18 protein-coding genes are annotated in these 20,447 nt (G+C 69.0%); 9 read left to right on the plus strand and 9 right to left on the minus strand.

What is annotated here, in order from left to right; genetic code table 11:
• Nucleotides 1-246: 246 nt before the first annotated feature.
• Both hrpA and QM701_RS15640 read left to right on the plus strand, forming a co-directional pair.
• Nucleotides 247-4,233 carry an ATP-dependent RNA helicase HrpA gene (hrpA, locus tag QM701_RS15635; RefSeq protein ID WP_415169411.1) on the plus strand — a complete coding sequence of 1,329 codons (3,987 nt, stop codon included), beginning with the start codon at nucleotides 247-249 and terminating at the stop codon, nucleotides 4,231-4,233.
• A 122-nt stretch (nucleotides 4,234-4,355) separates the two neighbouring features.
• Entirely contained in the window at nucleotides 4,356-4,874 is a 519-nt protein-coding gene (locus QM701_RS15640; protein WP_415167945.1) for an acyloxyacyl hydrolase, read from the plus strand.
• Between the two features lie 92 nt (nucleotides 4,875-4,966).
• Here QM701_RS15640 and QM701_RS15645 read toward each other — a convergent pair whose 3' ends face one another.
• Nucleotides 4,967-5,905: a LysR substrate-binding domain-containing protein gene (locus tag QM701_RS15645; protein ID WP_415167946.1), complete on the minus strand. Its 939-nt coding sequence runs from the start codon at nucleotides 5,903-5,905 to the stop codon at nucleotides 4,967-4,969.
• A gap of 97 nt (nucleotides 5,906-6,002) precedes the next feature.
• Here QM701_RS15645 and QM701_RS15650 point away from each other — a divergent pair, with 97 nt between their 5' ends.
• Both QM701_RS15650 and acs read left to right on the plus strand, forming a co-directional pair.
• On the plus strand, nucleotides 6,003-6,779 hold the full coding sequence (locus QM701_RS15650; protein WP_415167947.1) for an SDR family oxidoreductase: 777 nt from the start codon (nucleotides 6,003-6,005) through the stop codon (nucleotides 6,777-6,779).
• A 187-nt stretch (nucleotides 6,780-6,966) separates the two neighbouring features.
• A complete protein-coding gene (acs, locus tag QM701_RS15655) occupies nucleotides 6,967-8,856 on the plus strand; it encodes an acetate--CoA ligase (protein ID WP_415167948.1) in 1,890 nt (629 codons plus the stop codon).
• 16 nt (nucleotides 8,857-8,872) lie between these two features.
• Here acs and QM701_RS15660 read toward each other — a convergent pair whose 3' ends face one another.
• Genes QM701_RS15660 through hemG form a run of 3 tightly spaced genes read right to left on the minus strand, consistent with a single transcriptional unit; the run spans nucleotide 8,873 to nucleotide 11,679 of the window.
• The gene (locus QM701_RS15660; protein ID WP_415167949.1) at nucleotides 8,873-10,351 is read right to left on the minus strand and encodes a pyridoxal phosphate-dependent decarboxylase family protein; all 1,479 of its coding nucleotides are present in this window, start codon (nucleotides 10,349-10,351) and stop codon (nucleotides 8,873-8,875) included.
• A 38-nt stretch (nucleotides 10,352-10,389) separates the two neighbouring features.
• Nucleotides 10,390-11,112 carry a sulfite exporter TauE/SafE family protein gene (locus QM701_RS15665; protein WP_415167950.1) on the minus strand — a complete coding sequence of 241 codons (723 nt, stop codon included), beginning with the start codon at nucleotides 11,110-11,112 and terminating at the stop codon, nucleotides 10,390-10,392.
• Nucleotides 11,113-11,151: 39 nt separating this feature from the next.
• On the minus strand, nucleotides 11,152-11,679 hold the full coding sequence (gene hemG, locus QM701_RS15670; RefSeq protein WP_415167951.1) for a menaquinone-dependent protoporphyrinogen IX dehydrogenase: 528 nt from the start codon (nucleotides 11,677-11,679) through the stop codon (nucleotides 11,152-11,154).
• A 242-nt stretch (nucleotides 11,680-11,921) separates the two neighbouring features.
• Between hemG and QM701_RS15675 the strand changes: the two genes are divergently transcribed.
• Both QM701_RS15675 and QM701_RS15680 read left to right on the plus strand, forming a co-directional pair.
• On the plus strand, nucleotides 11,922-12,665 hold the full coding sequence (locus QM701_RS15675; RefSeq protein ID WP_415167952.1) for an EI24 domain-containing protein: 744 nt from the start codon (nucleotides 11,922-11,924) through the stop codon (nucleotides 12,663-12,665).
• Nucleotides 12,662-13,417, plus strand: coding sequence for a competence/damage-inducible protein A (locus QM701_RS15680; protein WP_415167953.1), 756 nt, complete (start codon nucleotides 12,662-12,664; stop codon nucleotides 13,415-13,417). The genes QM701_RS15675 and QM701_RS15680 overlap by 4 nt, the downstream gene beginning before the upstream one ends.
• A 6-nt stretch (nucleotides 13,418-13,423) precedes the next feature.
• Here QM701_RS15680 and lptA read toward each other — a convergent pair whose 3' ends face one another.
• From lptA to QM701_RS15700, 4 genes are read right to left on the minus strand one after another with little or no spacing between them, the layout of a single operon-like run.
• A complete protein-coding gene (gene lptA / locus QM701_RS15685) occupies nucleotides 13,424-14,023 on the minus strand; it encodes a lipopolysaccharide transport periplasmic protein LptA (RefSeq protein ID WP_415167954.1) in 600 nt (199 codons plus the stop codon).
• Nucleotides 14,020-14,616 carry an LPS export ABC transporter periplasmic protein LptC gene (gene lptC / locus QM701_RS15690; RefSeq protein ID WP_415167955.1) on the minus strand — a complete coding sequence of 199 codons (597 nt, stop codon included), beginning with the start codon at nucleotides 14,614-14,616 and terminating at the stop codon, nucleotides 14,020-14,022. The genes lptA and lptC overlap by 4 nt, the downstream gene beginning before the upstream one ends.
• Complete coding sequence (locus QM701_RS15695) at nucleotides 14,613-15,167, minus strand: KdsC family phosphatase (protein WP_415167956.1); 555 nt, start codon at nucleotides 15,165-15,167, stop codon at nucleotides 14,613-14,615. Before QM701_RS15695 ends, lptC begins: the two co-directional genes overlap by 4 nt.
• Nucleotides 15,167-16,159 carry a KpsF/GutQ family sugar-phosphate isomerase gene (locus tag QM701_RS15700; protein ID WP_415167957.1) on the minus strand — a complete coding sequence of 331 codons (993 nt, stop codon included), beginning with the start codon at nucleotides 16,157-16,159 and terminating at the stop codon, nucleotides 15,167-15,169. Before QM701_RS15700 ends, QM701_RS15695 begins: the two co-directional genes overlap by 1 nt.
• 94 nt (nucleotides 16,160-16,253) lie before the next feature.
• Here QM701_RS15700 and QM701_RS15705 point away from each other — a divergent pair, with 94 nt between their 5' ends.
• From QM701_RS15705 to QM701_RS15715, 3 genes are all read left to right on the plus strand, one after another.
• On the plus strand, nucleotides 16,254-18,221 hold the full coding sequence (locus QM701_RS15705) for a cation:proton antiporter (protein WP_415167958.1): 1,968 nt from the start codon (nucleotides 16,254-16,256) through the stop codon (nucleotides 18,219-18,221).
• Between the two features lie 72 nt (nucleotides 18,222-18,293).
• Nucleotides 18,294-19,265 (plus strand): quinone oxidoreductase family protein, encoded by a 972-nt coding sequence (locus tag QM701_RS15710; protein WP_415167959.1) that lies wholly within the window; start codon nucleotides 18,294-18,296, stop codon nucleotides 19,263-19,265.
• A gap of 11 nt (nucleotides 19,266-19,276) precedes the next feature.
• Complete coding sequence (locus QM701_RS15715) at nucleotides 19,277-19,906, plus strand: AAA family ATPase (RefSeq protein ID WP_415167960.1); 630 nt, start codon at nucleotides 19,277-19,279, stop codon at nucleotides 19,904-19,906.
• Nucleotides 19,907-19,946: 40 nt separating this feature from the next.
• On the opposite strand, the gene QM701_RS15720 is transcribed toward QM701_RS15715, so the two are convergent.
• The gene (locus QM701_RS15720) at nucleotides 19,947-20,390 is read right to left on the minus strand and encodes a YMGG-like glycine zipper-containing protein (protein WP_415167961.1); all 444 of its coding nucleotides are present in this window, start codon (nucleotides 20,388-20,390) and stop codon (nucleotides 19,947-19,949) included.
• Nucleotides 20,391-20,447 lie beyond the last annotated feature (57 nt).

A 20,447-nucleotide genomic window follows, 5' to 3' on the forward strand; every position in this document is an offset into this window, starting at 1 on the left:
ATGTGGCGGCGTCTGCGCGGTGAAGGAGCCGCCCGGCCATGAAAACGTCCGGACGACGATGATTTACACCCATGTTTGAACAGGGGCGGGCGCGGAGTTGCGAGCCCGTTCGATCAGTGATTGATGAGCGATATTTCTTCTCGAACCGAAAAAGCCGAACCACGTACAGCAAGCAAGAAAGGCGGGCAGGAGCGCCGGCCGGTGGCTGACGACGTGCTCGCCGTCGATTCGCGCCGTCTCGCTTCGATGAAGCGCGACCTGCGCCATCTCTATGGCAAGAAACAGGAGGCGCTGCAGGCCGAATACGACAGGCTGCTCGAAAAATCCCGGGCGATCGTCGCCGCGCGCCGGGAGAACCTGCCGCAGCCGAAATTCCCGGCCGAACTGCCGGTCAACGAGCGCCGCGCCGAGATCGCCGAACTGATTGCCAGGCACCAGGTGGTCATCGTCTGCGGCGAAACCGGTTCGGGCAAGACGACGCAGTTGCCGAAGATCTGCCTCGAACTCGGGCGCGGCACGACGGGGCTGATCGGCCACACGCAGCCGCGCCGCATCGCCGCGCGCGCGACGGCGACGCGCATCGCACAGGAGTTGGAGAGCGAGCTCGGCCGGCATGTCGGCTACAAGATCCGCTTCACCGACCGCACGTCGCCGCAGTCCTACGTCAAGCTGATGACCGACGGCATCCTGCTGGCCGAGACGCAGGGCGATCCCTGGCTCGCGCAGTACGACACGCTGATCATCGACGAGGCGCACGAGCGCAGCCTGAACATCGATTTCCTACTCGGCTACCTGAAGCAGCTGCTGCCGAAGCGCCCGGACCTGAAAGTCCTCATCACCTCGGCGACGATCGACGCCCAGCGGTTTTCGGAGCACTTCGCGGCCAACGGCAAGGCCGCGCCGGTGATCGAGGTCTCCGGCCGCCTGTACCCGGTCGAGGTCCGCTATCGCCCCGTGCAGACGGAAGAGGCGGCGGCGGACGACGAGCGCGACCTCTACGACGCGATCGTCGACGCCTGCGACGAGCTCAACCGCATCGGTCCCGGCGACATCCTCGTCTTCCTGCCCGGCGAACGGGAAATCCGCGAGGCCGCCGAAGCCTTGCGCAAGCACACCTTCGGGCGCGGTGGCGCGGCCACCGAAATCCTGCCGCTCTTCGCCCGCCTCTCGGCCGAGGAGCAGTCGCGCATTTTCAGGCCGCACCAGGGGCGGCGCATCGTGCTGGCGACCAACGTCGCCGAGACCTCGCTGACCGTGCCGGGCATCCGCTACGTCGTCGATACGGGCCTCGCGCGCGTCAAGCGTTATTCGTACCGCAACAAGGTCGAGCAGCTGCAGGTCGAGAAGATCGCGCAGGCCTCGGCCAATCAGCGCGCCGGGCGCTGCGGCCGGGTGTCGGCCGGCGTGTGCGTCCGCCTGTACGACGAGGAGGATTTCGCCCGGCGGCCGGCGTATTCCGACCCGGAAATCCTGCGTTCGTCGCTGGCCGGCGTGATCCTGCGCATGAAGTCGCTGCGCCTGGGCGACGTCGAATCCTTCCCGTTCCTCGAAGCGCCGCCGCCCAAGGCGATCAACGACGGCTATCAGCTGCTCCACGAACTGGGCGCGGTCACGGAAGAGCGGGCGCTCACCCCGGTCGGGCAGGAACTGGCCAAGCTGCCGCTCGACCCGCGCGTCGCGCGCATGATCGTCGCGGCGCGCGACGAGGGCTGTCTCAAGGAAATGCTGGTCATCGCCGCCGCGCTGACCGTGCAGGACCCGCGCGAGCGTCCGCAGGAAAAGCAGGGCACGGCCGACGCGGCGCACCGGAAGTTCGCCGACGAGAAATCGGAATTCCTGTCCTGGCTCAAGCTCTGGCAGTGGTACGAGGGCGAGCTGGAACACAAGAAGTCGAACCGCAAGCTGGTGCAGGCCTGCCACGACAATTTCCTGTCGGCGCTGCGCATGCGCGAGTGGCACGACGTGCACAATCAGCTTCATGCGCTGGCGACGGAGCACGGGTGGGTCAAGGGCAGGAGCGGCGATCCTCGCTCCCTCCCCTTCAAGGGGAGGGATGGGGATGGGATGGGGTCGGACCTGGCGGCGGATGACCCCATCCCCCTCCTGGCCTCCCCCTTGAAGGGGGAGGGACGGGGTGCGGGCGGTGGCGGGATGAATCAGGTGCCGGCCGGTTATGACGCGATCCATCGCGCGCTGCTTTCCGGCCTGCTCGGCAACGTCGGCTGCAAGTCGGAGGAGTCCGGGTATTACCTCGGCGCGCGCGGCATCAAGTTCCTGATCCATCCGGGGTCGCCGCTGAACAAGAAGGCCGGCAAGTGGATCGCCGCGGCCGAGATCACCGAGACGACCAGGCTCTTCGCGCGCTGCGTCGCCCGCATCGAGCCGGAGTGGCTGGAGCAAGCGGGTGCTCACCTGATCAAGCGCAGCACCTTCGATCCGCATTGGGAAAAGAAGGCCATGCAGGCGATCGCCTTCGAGCGTTCGACGCTCTACGGCATCGTCGTCAATCCGCGGAAGCGCGTGAACTACGGCCCGCTGAATCCGGCCGAGGCGCGCGAGCTGTTCATCCGCCAAGGCCTGGTTGGCGGCGAGATCGCCGAGGAGTACGCGCGGCGCTGGGCGTTCTACAAGCACAACCACCAGCTGATGCTCGACATCGAGACGCTCGAACACAAGTCGCGGCGGCCCGACGTGCTGGTCGACGACGAACTGATCGTCGCCTTCTACGACCGGCTGCTTCCGGAGAACGTCGCCAACGGCGCCGATTTCGACAAATGGCGCAAGGAGGCCGAGCGCGAAGACCCGAAGCTCCTGCACTTGAAGCGCGAAGACCTGATGCGCCACGAGGCGGCCGGCGTGACCACGGAGGCCTTCCCGCCCCGGATCAGGCTCGGCGGCGTCGACTTCGAGCTGGCCTACCACTTCGAACCCGGCTCGCCGAAGGACGGCGTGACGGTCACCGTGCCGCTCGCGCAGCTGAACCAAATTCCGGCGGGGCGCTGCGAATGGCTGGTGCCGGGGCTGCTCAGGGAAAAGGTCGTGCAGCTCGTCAAGACGCTGCCGCAGAAGATCCGCGCCAAGCTGGTGCCGGTGCCGGAGTTCGCCGCCGGGTTCGTCGAGGCGGTGCCGCCTGCCGACAAGGGGCTGATTCCGGCGCTGATCCACTACATCCTGCAGACGCGCGGCCTCAACGCGCGCGGCTGGGAGATCACGCCGGACGCCTTCCGCCCCGACGCCATTCCGGCGCACTTCTCGTTCAACTTCCGGCTGATCGACGAGCACGGCCGGCAGCTCGGCATGAGCCGCAACCTCGCCGAACTGCGCGCCGAGTGGGGCGGCCAGGCGCGGCAGGAATTCTCCGAGGCGCACGAAACGCCCGCCGAGTACGCCGGCATGACCGACTGGAGCTTCGGCGAACTGCCCGAGCTCATGGAGGTCGACGTCGGCGGCCAGCGCGTGCTCGGCTATCCGGGCCTGCATGACGACGGCGATTCGGTGTCGCTGTGCGTCTTCGACACGCAGGAGGAGGCACAAGCCGCGCATGCCGGCGGGCTGCTGCGGCTGTTCCGCCTGCAGTTCAGGGAGCAGCTCAAGTACTTCGAGAAGAATCTGCCCGGCTTCACCCAGATGGCCATGCAATACATGGCGCTCGGCTCGCAGGACGAACTGCGCAACCAGCTGCTCGACGTGACGCTGCGCCGCGCCTGCCTCGCCGAGCCGTGGCCGGCCGACGCGGAGGCTTTCCGCCGGCGCTGCGCCGAGGCCAAGCCGCGCCTGGGCCTGCTGGCGCAGGAAATCTGCCGGTTGGTCGGCACGGTGCTGGCCGAATGGCAGGCCGTGCAGAAGAAGCTGCCGGCGTTCAAGGCGCACGCGGCGGCGGTGCAGGACATCGAGAAGCAGCTCGGCCGGCTGGTCGGCAAGCGCTTCGTCGCCGACACGCCGTTCGAGCGGCTGCAGCACTTCCCGCGCTACCTGAAAGCCGTCGCCATGCGCCTCGACAAGCTCAAGGCCAACCCGTCGCGCGACGCGCAGCTGATGGCCGAGTACGCGCCGTTGTGGACCAACTACGAGCGCCGCGCCGTCCTGCTCGCCCGGCAGGGCGTCGAGAATCCCCAGGTCGAGCAGTTCCGCTGGCTGCTCGAAGAACTGCGCGTGCAGCTCTTCGCCCAGGAGCTGCGCACGCCCGCGCCGGTGTCGGTGAAGCGGCTGCAGAAGATGTGGGAAAGCCTCTGATCCGTGCCGCGTCGCGGGAACCAAGCGCCTTGCCGACGTGTCCGTCATCCGCGACAATTCGCATGGTCTTTGTGTTTTGATCCGTTTATCGTTTGCGTGGGCCTTACATGGTAAATACTCAGATGATGATGAAAGCGATTTTCTGCGCCACGGCGCTTCTCGCCTCCTCGATCGGCATCGCGGCGGATGCCGGCAATGCAATCTTCGTTCAGGTGGGACATACCCAGGACCCGCAGCCCGGCAAGTCGATCAACCAGTTTGCCGCCGGCGCCGGTTTCGGCCTGCCCTGGTCCTTCAGCGAAGGCCGCGTTTCGTCCCGGCTCGACGCTTCGCTGGGCTACGTCGATACGAAGAAGGGCGGAGTGGCGCAAACGACGGTCATGCCGGTGCTGCGCTATCAGCCCGACGCGGTCGGTTATTTCCTCGAAGCCGGCCTGGGGCTGGGTTACGTCTCGCGGCAGCGCTGGTCGAACAGCCACGATCTGGGCGGCAATCTGCATTTCGCCAGCCGCCTCGGCGGCGGCTACGATTTCGGCAAGTATGCGCTGGGCCTGAATCTCACGCATATATCGAACGCCGGCCTCTACGACGACAACGACGGCGCCAACCTGATCGATATCCGGGTGTCCTGGAAATTCTGACGCGGAACTGCGTCCGGCCCGGACCGGCCGGACGCTTCCGTCCGGAGACGAAGCGGGACAACTCCTGATCCGCGTCCCGCGCGCCTGCGCGGCTATGCGGACGAAGCGGCATCCGGCCGTGGCGGCGCGGGGACTTCGGTATGCGGCCGCAGCAACTCCACAATCCAGTCCTGGAAGGCCCGCACGCGGCGGGGCAGGTGCCGGCGGTGCGGGTAGGCGAGGTGCACCGGCATCGGCGCGGCGCGGGCCTGCGGCAGCACCTCCACGAGCTCGCCGGCCCGCAGGTGGTGCAGCACGTCGTAGCGCGGAATCTGGATGAGGCCCAGCCCGGCCAGCGCGCAGGCGATGTAGGTCTCGGCATTGTCGGTGCTCACCCGGCAGTCCGGGCGCAGGCTGCGCGGCACCCCGTCCTCCAGCCATTCCCATGCCGCCGCGTGGCCGCCGGCGCGCGGCACGTAGCCGACGATGCGGTGCCGCGGCAGATCGTCCGGCCGCAGCGGCGTGCCGTGGCGCGCGAGGTAGGCGGGGCTGGCGCAGTTGATCAGGGGAAAGGCGCCGAGCGGCCGCGCCACCAGGCTGCCGGGCAGCGAACCGCCCACACGCAGCGCGCAATCGACGCCTTCCTGGACGAGGTCGATCGAACGGTCGCTCGACCCGAGTTCAAGTTCGATGCCGGGGTGGCGGTCGAGGAAGTCCGGCAGCGCCGGGGCGATGATCCGCCGCGCGATGCGGCTCGGCACGTCGACGCGCAGCCGGCCGGCGATCGCGCCCGCGGCCGGACGGAAGCGCTGCTCCAGATCCTCCATGTCGGCGACCAGCGCGCGTGCTCCTTCGCGCAGGGCCTCGCCGTCCGCCGTCAGGCCGACGCGGCGCGTGGTGCGGTGCAGCAGGCGCACCCCCAGCGCCGCTTCGAGCTGGCGGACGGCCATGGAAACCGTGGCGCGCGGCAGCTGCAGCTGCTCGGCGGCGTGCGTGAAGCTGCCGCTGTCGGCGACGCGCAGGAAGACGCGGAATAGCTCGATGCGGTCCATTGTTCGCGATTCCTGGATGGATAAAACAAATTCTACGGCTTTATCCGGGATTCGCGATCAATAAGATGGGAGCTTTCCCCCACGAAGGAGCGCAACGATGTCCGACAAACACAGCATTTGCGACAAGGTCGTCCTCATCGCCGGCGGCGCCAAGAATCTCGGCGGCCTGCTCGCCCGCGACCTGGCCGGGCACGGCGCCCGCGCCGTGGCGATCCATTACAACAGCGCCGCCACGCGCGACGCCGCCGAGGCCACGGCCGCCGCGGTGCGGGCGCTCGGCGCGCGGGCCGTCACCCTGCAGGGCGACCTCACCCGCGCGGCGGCGGTGGCAAAGCTCTTCGCCGAGGCCGTGGCGGCGGTCGGCCGCCCGGACATCGCCATCAACACCGTCGGCAAGGTGCTGAAAAAGCCGATCGCCGAGATCAGCGAGGCGGAGTACGACGAGATGAGCGCGGTCAACGCCAAGTCGGCCTTCTTCTTCCTCAAGGAAGCCGGCTGCGCCGTCAATGACCACGGCAAGATCGTCACGCTGGTCTCCTCGCTGCTCGGCGCCTTCACGCCGTTCTACGCCGCCTACGCCGGGACCAAGGCGCCGGTCGAGCATTTCACGCGGGCGGCGGCCAAGGAGTTCGGCGCGCGCGGCATCTCGGTGACGGCAGTCGGGCCGGGGCCGATGGACACGCCTTTCTTCTACGGCCAGGAGGGCGCCGACGCGGTGGCGTACCACAAGACGGCGGCGGCGCTCTCGGCCCATTCGAAGACCGGACTGACCGACATCGAGGACGTGGTGCCCTTCATCCGCCACTTGGTGAGCGACGGCTGGTGGATCACCGGCCAGACGATCCTGATCAACGGCGGCTACACGACGAAGTGATCGCACCGGGCCAGCGTCTCTCATGCACTGGAAGGAGGTGGCAATGCACGTAATCCTGGTTGTCGGCGGCGGCGCTGGCCTGCTGCGGTAGTTTCCCGGCCCGCGGCATGATCCGGGAACCAACCGTTTCCCGTCTCAGTCTCTCGCAGACCACAAACCCAACCGGGTAAAACAAGCGGAGGCGGTCATGAGCGAATTGTCAGGCGAAGTCTTCTATCCCGATCCCGAGGCCGCGGCGGCGGCGCACGTTCCCGACGACGCGGCGCTGCGCGCGGCCGCCGCGGCCGATCCGCTGGGCTTCTGGGCCGAGCGGGCGGCCGAGCTGGAGTGGTACAAGCCCTGGGACAAGGTGCTCGACGACGCCAATCCGCCGTTCTACAAGTGGTTCACCGGGGCGCGCACGAACATCGTGCACAACTGCATCGACCGCCACCTCTCCGGGCCGTACAAGAACAAGCTGGCGCTGATCTGGGTCGGCGAGAACGGCACCGACCACCAGACCTACTCGTACTTCAGCCTCAACCGCGAAGTCACCAAGATGGCCAACGTGATCAAGGCCATGGGCGTCGGCAAGGGCGACAAGGTGACGATCTATCTGCCGCGCATTCCCGAGGTCATTTTCGCCATGCTGGCCTGCGCCAAGCTCGGGGCGATCCATTCGGTGATCTTCGCCGGCTTCTCGTCCGACGCGCTGCAGGACCGCATCGGCGATTCCGAATCCAAGCTGGTGATCACCGCCGATGGCTCGTGGGTCAACGGCGGCATCTTCAAATTGAAGGAGATCGTCGACGAGGCGCTGCGCTTCAGCCCGACCGTGGAAAACGTCATCGTCGTCCGGCGCACCGGGCAGGAGGTGGCGATGGACCCGCTGCGCGACCACTGGTACCACGACCTCACCGCGTTGCCGATCGCCAAGGGGCCGTGCGCCACCGAGCCGATGGACGCGGAGGACACGCTGTTCATCCTGTACACCTCGGGCTCGACGGGCAAGCCGAAGGCGATCCTGCACACGCACGGCGGCTACATGGTCGGCACCTACGCGACGCTGAAATACGTGTTCGACATCCGCGACGAGGACCGCTGGTGGTGCACCGCCGATCCGGGCTGGGTCACCGGGCATTCGTACGTCGTCTACGGCCCGCTGCTGACCGGCGCCACGGTCTTCATGTTCGAGGGCGGGCCGACCTACCCGTATCCGAACCGCTGGTGGCAGCTCATCGAGTACTACGGCGTCACCACCTTCTACACCGCGCCGACGGCGATCCGCTCGCTGATGCGCTTCGGCGAGGCCTGGCCGAACCGGCACGACCTGTCCAGCCTGCGCCTGCTCGGTTCGGTCGGCGAACCGATCAACCCGGAGGCGTGGCACTGGTTCCACCGGGTCATCGGCAAGGGCAGGTGCCCGATCATGGACACCTGGTGGCAGACCGAGACCGGCATCTTCCAGATCTGCCCGACGCCGTCGATGCCGCTCAAGCCGGGCTCGGGCGGCAAGCCCTTCTTCGGGCAGGAGGCGGAAATCCTCGACGAGGCGGGCCGGCCGGTGCCGGACGGCGAGGAGGGCTTCCTGGTGCTCAAGAACCCGTGGCCGGCCATGCTGCGCACGCTGTACAAGGACGACGAGCGCTACGTGCAGACCTACTGGAGCAAGTATCCCGGCAAGTACCTCGCCGGCGATTCCGCGCGGCGCGACAAGGACGGCTATTTCTGGATCATCGGCCGCACCGACGACGTGATCAAGGTTTCCGGCCACCGCCTGGGCACGGCCGAGGTCGAATCGGCGCTGGTCTCGCACCCGGCGGTCGCCGAGGCGGCGGCGGTCGGCCTGCCGCACGAGGTCAAGGGGCAGGCCATCCACGCCTTCGTCGTCCTGCGCCTCGGCCACGAGCCCAGTCCGGCGCTGGCCGAGGAGCTGCGCCGGCACGTGTCGCAGCACCTCAGCCCGATCGCCAAGCCGGACTGGATCGACTTCCCCGAAAAGCTGCCCAAGACCCGCTCGGGCAAGATCATGCGCCGCGTGCTGCGGGCGCGGGCGCTCGGGCAGGACGAAGGCGACGTGACCACGCTGGAGGAGTGAGCGGGCCGGCGGCGGATCAGGCGGCCGCGATCGCCGCCTCCCGGCGGCGGACCACGGCGGCGATGGCGCAGTCGACGTCCGCTGCGCAGGTCCGGTGGTTGGTGATGGCGGCGCGGATGACCGTTCGCCCGCCGATCCTGGTGGTCGAGAAGACCACCTCGCCGGCCAGCTGCAGCGCGTGCGTGATGCCCGTGTTCAGCGCGTCCTGCGCCGCGCCGTCCCAGTCCTCGGGCGCGGCGGAGAAGCAGCAGACGTTGAGCCGCACCGGCTGCGCCAGCCGCAGGCCGGGCGTGGCCTCGACGAGACGCCCCATGCGCGCCGCCAGTTCGCAGTTGCGCGTGATCGCGCGCCCGAGCGCGTCGCGGCCGTAGGCGCGCAGTGCGGACCACACCTTCAGCGCCCGGAAGCCGCGCGAGAGGTCGGTGCCGTAGTCGCAATACCACGGCTCGCCGCCGCCAATTCCCTGGTCCTGCTTGGCGAGATAGGCCGGCCGCGCGGCGAAGGCGGCGCGGTGGATATCCTCGTCGCGAATGAGCACCGCGCCGCAGTCGTACTGCACGTACATCCACTTGTGGAAGTCGAAGGCCAGCGAATCGGCGCGCTCGATGCCGCGCGCGAGATCCCGCCACGGCGCGTCGGCCAGCCGCGCCCAGGCCCCGAAGGCGCCGTCGACGTGCAGCCAGAGCTGCTCGCGGGCGCAGAAGTCGGCCAGCGCGTCGAGGTCGTCGAACAGCCCGAGATCGACCGAGCCGGCGGTGCCGACCACGCAGAACGGCTGCCGGCCGGCCGCCCGGTCGGCGGCCACGGCCTCGGCGAGCCGCGCCATGTCCATGCGTCCGTCCGCGCCGGCGGCGATCGTGCGCAGCGCCGACGCGCCCAGGCCGAGCAGTTCGAGCGCCTTGACCGTGGCGTTGTGCACGCCCTTCACCGCGTAGGCGGTCAGTTTCGGCAGGCCCTGGATGCCGTCCTGCCGGGACGCCTTGCCGAGCGCCCGCGTGCGTGCGGCGGTGAAGGCCACCACCGTGGCCTGCGAGGTGCCGGAAACGAGCAGGCCGCTGGCGCTTTCCGGAAAGCCGAAGCAGCGCCGGCACCAGTCGATCACTTCGCGTTCGACGTACACCGCGCCGTGGTCGCGGCCGCCGCAGTTGCTGTTCATCGTCGCGGCGACTATTTCCGAGAGCAGGCCGCTGGCCAGGCCCGTGCCGTGTACCCAGCCGAAAAAGCGCGGATGGATGTTGCCGGTGGCGAACGGCAGCACCTTGCGCGCGAGCTCGTCGGCCAGCGCTGCGGTGCCGAGGCCCGCGTCCGCGTCGCCCAGGGCCAGGGCGGCGCGGTCCGCTTCGCCGAGCGGCCGCCACGGATGTGCGCGGGCCGTGGCCAGATGGTCGATGCAGGCGTCGAGCAGGCGGTGCGCCTCGGCGCGGAAGGCCGGCCAGTCGGCGGGGTCGAGCGGCGAGGGCGTGAAATCGGGGGGTGAATCCTGTGGCGTGGTCATGACGGAACTTTGTGGAATGAATAAAGAAGCAGGCGCGTTCAGCTGAACATGAAGCCGCCGGAAACCAGCAGCACGCCGTAGACGAGTTGCGAGAAATACTTGTCCTGGATGTGCCGGTGCGCCCAGTTGCCGGCCAGCGCGCCGCCGAGCAGGAAGGGCAGGCAGACGGCGATGATTTCCCAGATCTGCGCGGTCATGCGGCCGGAGACGACGTTCTGGGCCAGCATCACGGAGTTGAGCGACAGCCAGAGCATGCTGATGGTCGCGCGGAAGCTGCTCTTGTCCAGCAGCACCTTTTTGGCGTAGATCACCACCAGCGGGCCGCCGGAGGAGAACACGCCGTGGATGAATCCGCCGGCGACGAGCAGCCCGTTCAGCACCCAGCCGGGCAGGCGGTTCTCGTTGAGCCTGACGACGTAGCTTAGCAGGCCGCGCGCGGCGACGGCGATCATGAACACGCCGAGGATGTATTTCAGCGCGGTCTCGTTCAGGTGCCCGAAGGCGAAGATGCCGACGGGCAGGCCCAGCCCGACGAAGCACACGATCTTGAGGAACTCCTTCCAGACGATCCGCTTCCAGTCGATTGCCACGATGTAGGCCGCCAGCAGCAGGGCGAGGAACAGCAGCACGGGCACCGCCTGCTTGGTGCCGACCAGCAGGATGGCGAACGGCAGCGCCAGCACGGTGCAGCCGAAGCCGGTGATGCCTTCGAGGAAATGGGTGATCAGCACGACCCAGCCCAGCAGAAAGTACGAACTCATTACATGCTTCTTTCGGAAATGTCGGAGGCGGGGAGCGGCCTACATGGCGGCCACCCGCCGGGCGAACGCCTCGACCCGCGTCCAGTCGGTGAACTCGACGACCGCGGCCGGGTCCGTCGGCCCGCCGGTCAGCCACATGATGCAGCGGATGACCAGCCGGTCGAGCGGCCGGCAGCGCGGGTAGTCGAGCCGCCCGGCGAAGACGTCGAGCAGCTGCGGCCGCCAGCGCGTCCGGCGCAGGAAGGCGCGCAGGTAGGGATTGGTCTCCGGGCGGTTCTTCTCCGGCTTCCGGGCGACGATGTTGACGGTGAAAAAGGCGTTCGGCCGGCGTTCGAGCACGGACCGGTTGGCCTCGACGAACTCGAACACCGACGGGCGGTGCCGGCCGCAGCGGACGCTCGCGCCGATGACGATCCGGTCGTACGCCGTCAGATCGATGCCGCCGGCGTCCTCGATCCGCGCCAGGGTGACGTCGTGGCCCGCCGCTGCGAGCGTCCGCCCGATCCGCTCGCAGATCGTCCGCGTGTGGCCGTCGACGGTGGAGTAGAGGATGAGGATGGCGGACATGGCCGGGCGGTGAGGCGAAGACGAAGCGTGCGGAGGGACGGGCGCGGGAGACCCGCAATTCTACGGCAAACGCGCGCCACCGTTCGCCGCTTCAGGGCGATCGCAGGAATGCGGAACGCATCGACTCCTCCCCCTTCAAGGGGGAGGCCGGGAGGGGGATGGGGTATTGGGTGCGGAACCCCGGTGGTTCGCCGGCGCGTTTTGCGCTATAACCGTCTTCGCCTGGAACATCGGGAGCGTTCATGATCGAAATGGTGACGGCGCTGCGGCGCAGCGTGTCCTCGCTCGGACAGGGCAAGGTGTGGCTCTACATCCTCGGGCCGGGGCTGGCGGCCGTGCTGTTCATGGTGGGCGTGTCGATCACCTTTCTCGACTACCTGATCACCAGCTTCGTCGAGCAGCCGCCGATGAGCTGGATCGCCGAATGGGGCGCGGCGTGGCTGGCCAAGGCCCTGGCCGCGCTGGGCGGCTGGCTGGTGATCCTGTCGGCCAGCTACCTGGTGGCGATGCTGCTCACCGCCGTGCTGGTGCTGCCGCTGCTGCTCGGCCGCGTGGCCGGGACCGACTATCCGGACCTGGCGAAGCTGGGCAAGGACAGCGTCGTGGCCTCGACCTGGAACAGCCTGTGGGCCGCCGTGCTGTTCGTCCTCGGCTGGCTGGTCACGCTGCCCCTGTGGCTGATTCCCGGCCTGGGGATCTTCCTGCCGCTGTTCTGGATGGGCTGGCTCAACCGGCGTACCTTCGCCTACGACGTGCTGTCGGTGCATGCCACCGCCGGCGAGTGGCGCGAGCTGCGCGAGCGGCAGGCCGCGCCGCTGCTCGGCCTCGGCCTGCTCATGGCGGCGCTGACGCACGTGCCTTTCGTCGGCCTGCTCGCGCCGTCGCTGTCGGCGCTGGCGTACGTCCATTTCTGCCTGGAGGCGCTGCGCCGCCTGCGCCAGGGCGCGGTGGTGAGCGTGCAATCGATCACGGAGAAAAAAGCATGAACTTTGGCGCATTGATCATCGGCGACGAAATCCTCTCGGGCAAGCGCACCGACCAGCATTTCGCCAGACTGGCCGGCCTGCTCGGGGCGCGCGGGCTGCGCCTGGCGTGGGTCGAATACCTGGGCGACGAGCGCGCGCGCATCGCCGCGACCTTGCGGCGCACCTTCGCCTCGGGCGACGCGGTGTTCTGCTTCGGCGGCATCGGCAACACGCCGGACGACCACACGCGCCAGGCGGCGGCCGAGGCGCTGAACGTCGAGCTGGTGCTGCATCCGGACGCCGAGCGCGAGATCCGCGCCCGCTTCGGCGACGACGTCACCCCGCAGCGCCTGCTGCTCGGCACCTTCCCGCGCGGCGTGGCGATCGTGCCCAACCCGTTCAACCGCATCGCCGGGTTCCACGTGCGCGACCATTATTTCCTGCCCGGTTTTCCGCAGATGGCGCATCCGATGGCCGAGTGGGCGCTGGACACCTTCTACCCGCATCTGTTCAACCGCCGGCCGCCGGTGGACAAGGCTTTCCTGCTGACCGGCCCGAACGCCTATGAGAGCGCGCTGCTCGGGCTGATGGAGCGCATCGTCGCCGACTACCCGGACCTGCGCCTGTTCAGCCTGCCCTCGATCGGGCCGGACGGGCAGCGCCGGCACCTGGAGCTGGGCGTGGAAGGCGACGCGGCGCGCGTCGACCGGGCGCTCGACGAAATCCGGCAGGAAATCGAGCGGCGCGGGATCGCGTGGACGTGGCGGGAGTGAGCGCGGTCAGCGCGGCGTGACCGCGGGCGCCGGCTTGAGCGCCGGCGCATCGGTCTTGTCCTCGGCGGGCGCCGCCTTGTTCTTGGGCTGGATGATCGCGCGCACCCGGGCCTGCGGCTCGCCGGTGGCCGACTTGGTGCCGCCGTTCGTGTTGGTGACCAGATATTTCTCGGTCGGCGCCTCGTACGAGATGTAGGCGCCCTTGACCTCGTCCTGCCCGCTCTTGACCCAGGCGCGGACGAAGAACTCGGTCTTCTCGCTGCGCGCGTCGTGCACGATCCTTTCCGCCTCGCCCTCGATGTACTCGTCCTTGCCGTCGCGCTTCTGCCGGAAATAGGCCAGCCCGTTCTGGCCACCGGTGGCCACGCCCTTCTGGAAGCCGTCGGCGTCCTGGGTCACCACCAGCTTGCTGGTGCGCAGCACGATGGTGCCCTGGGTCATCACCACGTTGCCTTCGAAGACCTGGACCTTGTTGATGTCGTCCATGCTGACCCGGTCGGCTTCCAGGTTGATCGGCTTTTCCCGGTCGCCCTTTTCGGCGAACGCCGGGAACGACAGCAGGACGGCCAGGGCGGCGACGGCGGCGGCAGGACGGATCGGCCTCATGAGTTCTTTTTCCTTGTGTGCTTGCTTTCCATGAATCCGACGGCCTGGGATTCGATGACGTAGGTCTGCGCCCGGTTGTTGACCTGCATGCCGACGCCCTTCACCCAGGACTTGCCCTGCGTGATCAGCACCGGGCTCTTGGTGAAGGCGGTTTCGTCGTCGGGGAAGGCGGTCAGCTCGTTCATGGTGGCGGTGAGCTCCTCGTCCTTGCCGAACGGCGGCCGGTAGATCCGCACGTTGCCGGCCAGGTCGACCCGGTCGTTGTCGTTGCTGAGCCGGCCGTGATCGGCGCTGATCGTGACCGGCGGCTTGCCGTCCTTGCGGTTCTGGTGCACCAGGTTGGGGCTGACGAGGTCGGTCGTGTCGTCGTCCGGGTAGTGGCGGACGTCAACGGCGCGCAGCGTGTATTTGAGCTGGCCGTTCTCGTCGAGCTTGCGCAGGACGATGTCGGACAGGATGTAGTCCGGGTCGTGCCGGTTCTTGCCGTCGCGGTTCGGCTCGCCCAGCTCGGTGGCGTAGCGCAGCCAGAAGGTCAGGAGCGTGAGCACCAGCAGGAGGCTCAAGGGAAAAAGCGCGCTGCCCCAGTGCTTCATTTGGCGTCCGTTAACGGCGAGGGCAGGTAGCGGGCGAGCACGGCGTCGAGCTTGCCCTGGGCCGCCAGGATGAAGTCGCAGACCTCGCGCACGGCGCCGCGCCCGCCCGCATGGCCGGCGAGGTAGTCGGCGTGCTGCCGGTTCAGCTCATGGCAGTCGGCCGGGGCGGCCGAGAAGCCGCAGGCCGCCATGACCTGCAGGTCGATCACGTCGTCGCCCATGAAGCCCGCTTCGTGGGCCTGCACGCCGACCTTGGCGAGCAGGCTGTGGAAGGTCGTCAGCTTGTGCCCGATACCCTGGTAGACGTGCTCGATGCCGAGGTTCTTCATGCGCCAGGTGACGCAGGCGGCGTCCCGGCCGGTGATGATCGCCAGCGTCACGCCCGCGTTCTGCAGCATGCGCATGCCCTGGCCGTCGCGCGTGTTGAAGGCCTTGATCTCGGTGCCGGCGTCGGTGAAGTACAGCGAACCGTCGGTGAGCACGCCGTCGACGTCGAAGACCATCAGCTTGAGGCGGGCGGCGCGCGCCCGGCATTCTTCGAGCGGTCTCATCAGATGGCCTTGGCCTGGAACAGGTCGTGCATGTTGAGGGCGCCGATCAGGCAACCTTCGCCGTCAACCACCGGGATCTGGTTGATCTTGTGCTTTTCCATCATTTCGACGGCCTCGGCGGCCAGCTTGTCCGGCCCGGTCACGCGCGGGCCGCGCGTCATCACGTCGCCGACGGTGATGTCCCGCAGGCTGGGGTGCCTGAGCACGGCGCGGCGCAGGTCGCCGTCGGTGAAGATGCCCAGCACCTTGCGCTCCGGCGAGACCACGACGGTCATGCCGATGCCGCCGCGGGTGATCTCCCGGATCGCCTCGGCGATGCCGGCTGCCGGCGTCACGACGGGAATCGCCTCGCCGGTGCGCATCACGTCGCGCATGCGCGTCAGCAGGCGGCGGCCGAGCGCGCCGCCGGGGTGCGAGCGGGCGAAATCCTCGGCGCCGAAGCCGCGCGCGTCGAGCAGGGCCACGGCCAGCGCGTCGCCGAGCGCCAGCGCGGCGGTGGTGCTGGCCGTCGGCGCGAGGTTGAGCGGACAGGCTTCCTGGGCCACGCCGGCGTCGAGGTGCGCGTCGGCGTCGCGCGAGAGCGTCGAATTCTCGTTGCCGGTCATGGCGATCAGCCGCGCGCCCTGGCGCTTGATCGACGGCACGATGTTCAGCAGTTCGGCGCTCTCACCTGAGTTGGAGATGCCGATCACCACGTCCTCGGCGGTGATCATGCCCAGGTCGCCGTGGCTGGCCTCGGCGGGGTGCACGAAGAAGGCCGGCGTCCCGGTGCTGGCCAGCGTCGCCGCGATCTTGCGCCCGATGTGCCCCGACTTGCCGATGCCGCTGACGATGACCCGGCCCCGGCAGTTGAGGATCAGCGCCAGGGCCTGCAGGAAGGCGCCGTTGATGCGCGCGGCGAGCGCCAGGACGGCCTCGCCCTCGATGCGCAGCACCTGGCGGGCCAGGTCGAGCGCCTGCGGCGACGGCTGGATGGACGGGATTTGGCTCATGGAGGCATAGCGGTTATGATTGCGCGAGTATAGCAGAAGCCCGGTCGGTCCTGGCTTTGCGCCCGTTCCGTATCCACCCCCGACGCAGAAAAACATGCATACCCTCCCGCTCATCCTGATGCTGCTCGGTGCCTGCGTGGTGTCCGTCATCATTTTCCGCCGCCTCGCCCTCCCACCCATCCTCGGCTATCTGCTGGTCGGCACGCTGGTCGGGCCGCACGCGCTCAACGTCGTGCCCGACGTGGCCGACGTCGGCCACCTGGCCGAATTCGGCATCGTCTTCATGATGTTCTCCATCGGGCTCGAATTCTCGCTGCCCAAGCTGTTCGCCATGAAGCGCATCGTCTTCGGCCTGGGCGCGGCGCAGGTGCTGGGGACGCTGCTGGCGGTGGCCGGCATCGCCATGCTGGCGGGGCTCTCCTGGCAGGCCGGCGTGTCCGTCGGCGGGGCGCTGGCCATGTCGTCCACGGCGCTGCTGGTCAAACTGCTTGGCGAGCGGCTGGAGCTCGATTCGCCGCACGGCCGCGAGGTGATCGGCGTGCTGCTCTTCCAGGATCTGGCCGTGGTGCCGCTGCTCATCCTGATCCCGTCCTTTTCGCAGGCGCCCGAGACCATGGCCTGGCTGATGGGCGTCGCCGTGCTCAAGGCGGCGGTCGTGCTGATGGTGGTGCTGCACTTCGGCAAGCGGGGATTGAGCCGCTGGTTCGTCGTCGTGGCGCGCGGCAAGTCGGCCGAGCTGTTCATGCTCAACGTGCTGCTGGTCACGCTCGGCCTCGCCTACCTGACCGAGATGGCCGGGCTGTCGATGGCCCTCGGCGCGTTCATCGCCGGCATGCTGATCTCGGAAACCGAGTTCCGGCACGAGGTGGCGGAGGACATCAAGCCCTTTCGCGACGTGCTGATGGGCCTGTTCTTCGTCACGGTCGGCATGATGCTCGACCTGCCGCTGGTGCTCGAGCATCTGGCCGTGGTGCTGGCGATCCTGGTCGGGCTGCTGGTGGTCAAGTTCGCGGTGGTGCTGGCCGCCTCGCGGCTGTTCGGCGCCTCGCCGGGCGGCGCCATGCGCAGCGGGCTGTGGCTGTGCGCCGGCGGCGAGTTCGGCCTGGTGCTGCTGTCGCTGATCCGCCAGACCGGCGTGGCGCCGCCGGCGGTGGTGCAGGCGGTGCTCGCGGCGCTGGTCGTTTCGCTGCTGTGCGCGCCGTTCATCGTCCATTACAGCGAGCGCCTGGTGATGCGCTTCGTCTCCAGCGAATGGATGCTGCGCTCGATGCAGCTGACCCGGCTGGCGGCCAAGGCCATGCGCACCGAAAAGCACGCGGTGATCTGCGGCTTCGGGCGCAACGGCCAGCAGCTGGCGCGCTTCATGGCGCACGAAGGGGTTTCCTATCTGGCGCTGGACCTCGATCCGGACCGGGTCGCCGACGCGGCGGCGGCGGGCGAGAACGTCGTGTACGGCGACGCCACCCGGCGCGAGACGCTGGCCGCGGCCGGCGTCGGCCGCGCCAGCGTGCTGGTCATCTCCTTCGCCGACACCCGGGCGGCCGAGCGCGTCATGCATCACGCCCGCGAACTCGCGCCGGGACTGCCGATCGTGGTGCGCACCACCGACGAGAAGGATTTCGACGCCCTGCAGCGCGCCGGCGCCGCCGAGATCGTGCCGGAGACGCTGGAGCTGGCGATGATGCTGGCGTCGCATGCGCTGATCCAGTCCGGAGTGCCGATCGGCCGGGTGCTGAAGCGCATCCGCCAGACCCGCGCGGCGCGCTACCGTTCGCTGCGCGGTTTCTTCCACGGCGGCCACGACCTCGGCGAGGACGACCGCGACCACGAGGAAACCCGCCTCGGCTCGGTGTCCCTCGAAGAAGGCGCCTTCGCCGTCGGCAAGACCGTCGACGAGCTGGCTCTCGACCGGACCGGCGCCGAAGTGACGGCGGTCCGCCGGCGCGACATCAGGACGCAGGAACCGTCCGCCGACATGCGCCTCGAAGCCGGCGACGTCGTCGTGCTGCTCGGCGTGCCGGAGGCGCTGGCGCTGGCCGAGGAACGCCTGCTCAAGGGGTGAGCCCGGCCGGCCGCCGCGTGGGCGCGCCACCGGAGTAAACTTGTCCGTCACGTTTCTTTCAGGAGAACGACCATGTCTCATGCCATCCGTTTCCATCAGACCGGCGGTCCCGAAGTGCTGCGCTGGGAAGAGGTCGCCGTCGGCGATCCCGCGCCGGGCGAAGTCCGCGTGCGCCACCGGGCCGTCGGCGTCAATTTCATCGATACCTATCACCGCGGCGGGCTGTATCCGCTGCCGCTGCCGTCCGGCCTGGGGCGCGAGGGCGCGGGCGTGGTCGAGGCGGTCGGCGCGGGCGTCGCCGATTTCCGGCCGGGCGACCGCGTCGCCTACGGCAGCAGCCCGGTCGGCGCCTACAGCGAGGTGCGCTGCCTGCCGGCGGACCGCCTGCTCAAGCTGCCGGACGCGCTGGGCTTCGAGACCGGCGCGGCGATGATGCTCAAGGGGCTGACCGCGGCCTACCTGCTGCTGCACACCTACCCGGTGCGGCCGGGCGACGCCGTGCTGATCCACGCCGCCGCCGGCGGGGTCGGGCTGATCGCCTGCCAGTGGGCCAAGGCGCTCGGCGCCACGGTGATCGGCACGGTGTCCACCGAGGCCAAGGCCGAACTGGCCAAAAAACACGGCTGCGACCACGTCATCCTCTACACGCGCGAGGACGTGGCGCAGCGCGTGCGCGAGATCACCGGCGAAGGCGTCGCCGCGGTGTACGACGGCGTCGGCAAGGACACCTTCATGGCCTCGCTCGACAGCCTGCGCCCGCGCGGCGTGCTGGCCACCTTCGGCAACGCCTCCGGCGCCGTGCCGCCGTTCGATCCGCTGCTGCTGTCGCGCAAAGGATCGCTCTTCGTTACCCGGCCGGTGCTCGACCACTACACCCGGACGCGCGAGGAAACCGAGGCGCTGGGCGCCGCGCTGTTCGACGTGGTGCTCTCCGGCAAGGTGAAGATCGAGATCGAGCAGACCTACGCCCTGGCCGACGCCGCGCAGGCGCACCGCGACCTGGAAACGCGCAGGACCACGGGTTCGACGGTCCTCCTGCCCTGACGGGACGCGCGATGGCCGTCAAGTCGTTCCTGATCGCCAACCCCAAGGGCGGCGCGGGCAAATCGACGCTGGCCACCAACCTGGCCGGCTATTTCGCGCAATCCGGCCGTCAGGTCATGCTCGGCGACACCGACCGCCAGCAGTCGGCGCGCGAGTGGCTGAAGATCCGCCCCGCCGTCCTGCCGCCGATCAGCGGCTGGAGCGTCGAGAAGGACCAGCCGCTCCGCCCGCCGAGAAACGCCACGCACGTGGTGCTGGACACGCCGGCGGGCCTGCACGGCAAGGCGCTGGAAAAGGTGCTGCGGCAGGTCGGGCGGGTGATCGTGCCGGTCCAGCCGTCGCTGTTCGACATCCTGGCGACGCGCGACTTCCTCGATGCGCTGCTCGCCGAGAAGGCCGTGCGCAAGGAGCGCGCCTTCGTCGCCGTGGTCGGCATGCGCGTCGATCCGCGCACGCGCGCGGCGCACGAGCTGGAGCGCTTCCTGGCCTCCTGCGGGCTGCCGGTGCTCAGCCACCTGCGCGACAGCCAGCTGTACGTCCAACTGGCCGCCAACGGCATGACGGTGTTCGACCTGCCGCCCGAGCGCGTCGAGCGCGACCTGGAGCAATGGCAGCCGATCCTGGACTGGGCGGAATCCTGACCCCGGCTGCCGCTATCCGGCTCGTCTTACGCGTGGACTCCTAGCGCCAGCGCCCGTCCGGACGATGGCGATGATCGTACCGCCAGTGCGGCGGAGGCGGCGGCACGCGGACGACGGCCCGAGGCGCGGGGTAGTATGCCGGCGCGGGCACGTAGACCGGCGGCGGGGCATACACGGGCACCGGGGCGTAAACCGGCGCCGGCGCATAGACAGGCGCGGGTGCGTAGACCCGCACCGGAGGCGGCGGCGCATAGTAGTACGCGCCGCGGCGATGCCGGTGGCCGTCGTCGGTGGCGATGATCGCGCCGGTGGCGGCGCCGACGGCGCCGCCGACCACCGCGCCGTCGCGGCCGCCGACCTGATTGCCGACGACCGCGCCCAGCCCGCCTCCGACGATGGCGCCGAGCACCGCGTCGCCGGCGTGGGCGGCACCGGCGGAAAGCAGACCCAGGGAAAGAAGGACGATGCCAAAACGGGTTTTCATGATGCGCTCCTTGTGCGTGACGCGAGCAGAATATCGTTTCCCTCCCCGGGGTGTATG

It is taken from the genome of Propionivibrio sp. (assembly GCF_047602565.1).
In the GTDB taxonomy this organism is placed as follows: domain Bacteria; phylum Pseudomonadota; class Gammaproteobacteria; order Burkholderiales; family Rhodocyclaceae; genus Propionivibrio.

What these genes read in the sequence shown, in the direction of transcription:
- lptC (WP_415167955.1), bottom strand. Translation starts at nt 14,616, where the DNA reads ATGAAGCACTGGGGCAGCGCGCTTTTTCCCTTGAGCCTCCTGCTGGTG.
- QM701_RS15720 (WP_415167961.1), bottom strand. Translation starts at nt 20,390, where the DNA reads ATGAAAACCCGTTTTGGCATCGTCCTTCTTTCCCTGGGTCTGCTTTCC.
- QM701_RS15705 (WP_415167958.1), top strand. Translation starts at nt 16,254, where the DNA reads ATGCATACCCTCCCGCTCATCCTGATGCTGCTCGGTGCCTGCGTGGTG.
- QM701_RS15695 (WP_415167956.1), bottom strand. Translation starts at nt 15,167, where the DNA reads ATGAGACCGCTCGAAGAATGCCGGGCGCGCGCCGCCCGCCTCAAGCTG.
- QM701_RS15675 (WP_415167952.1), top strand. Translation starts at nt 11,922, where the DNA reads ATGATCGAAATGGTGACGGCGCTGCGGCGCAGCGTGTCCTCGCTCGGA.
- QM701_RS15645 (WP_415167946.1), bottom strand. Translation starts at nt 5,905, where the DNA reads ATGGACCGCATCGAGCTATTCCGCGTCTTCCTGCGCGTCGCCGACAGC.
- QM701_RS15715 (WP_415167960.1), top strand. Translation starts at nt 19,277, where the DNA reads ATGGCCGTCAAGTCGTTCCTGATCGCCAACCCCAAGGGCGGCGCGGGC.
- hemG (WP_415167951.1), bottom strand. Translation starts at nt 11,679, where the DNA reads ATGTCCGCCATCCTCATCCTCTACTCCACCGTCGACGGCCACACGCGG.
- QM701_RS15680 (WP_415167953.1), top strand. Translation starts at nt 12,662, where the DNA reads ATGAACTTTGGCGCATTGATCATCGGCGACGAAATCCTCTCGGGCAAG.
- QM701_RS15710 (WP_415167959.1), top strand. Translation starts at nt 18,294, where the DNA reads ATGTCTCATGCCATCCGTTTCCATCAGACCGGCGGTCCCGAAGTGCTG.
- QM701_RS15640 (WP_415167945.1), top strand. Translation starts at nt 4,356, where the DNA reads ATGATGATGAAAGCGATTTTCTGCGCCACGGCGCTTCTCGCCTCCTCG.
- QM701_RS15660 (WP_415167949.1), bottom strand. Translation starts at nt 10,351, where the DNA reads ATGACCACGCCACAGGATTCACCCCCCGATTTCACGCCCTCGCCGCTC.
- QM701_RS15700 (WP_415167957.1), bottom strand. Translation starts at nt 16,159, where the DNA reads ATGAGCCAAATCCCGTCCATCCAGCCGTCGCCGCAGGCGCTCGACCTG.
- acs (WP_415167948.1), top strand. Translation starts at nt 6,967, where the DNA reads ATGAGCGAATTGTCAGGCGAAGTCTTCTATCCCGATCCCGAGGCCGCG.
- QM701_RS15665 (WP_415167950.1), bottom strand. Translation starts at nt 11,112, where the DNA reads ATGAGTTCGTACTTTCTGCTGGGCTGGGTCGTGCTGATCACCCATTTC.
- hrpA (WP_415169411.1), top strand. Translation starts at nt 247, where the DNA reads ATGAAGCGCGACCTGCGCCATCTCTATGGCAAGAAACAGGAGGCGCTG.
- lptA (WP_415167954.1), bottom strand. Translation starts at nt 14,023, where the DNA reads ATGAGGCCGATCCGTCCTGCCGCCGCCGTCGCCGCCCTGGCCGTCCTG.
- QM701_RS15650 (WP_415167947.1), top strand. Translation starts at nt 6,003, where the DNA reads ATGTCCGACAAACACAGCATTTGCGACAAGGTCGTCCTCATCGCCGGC.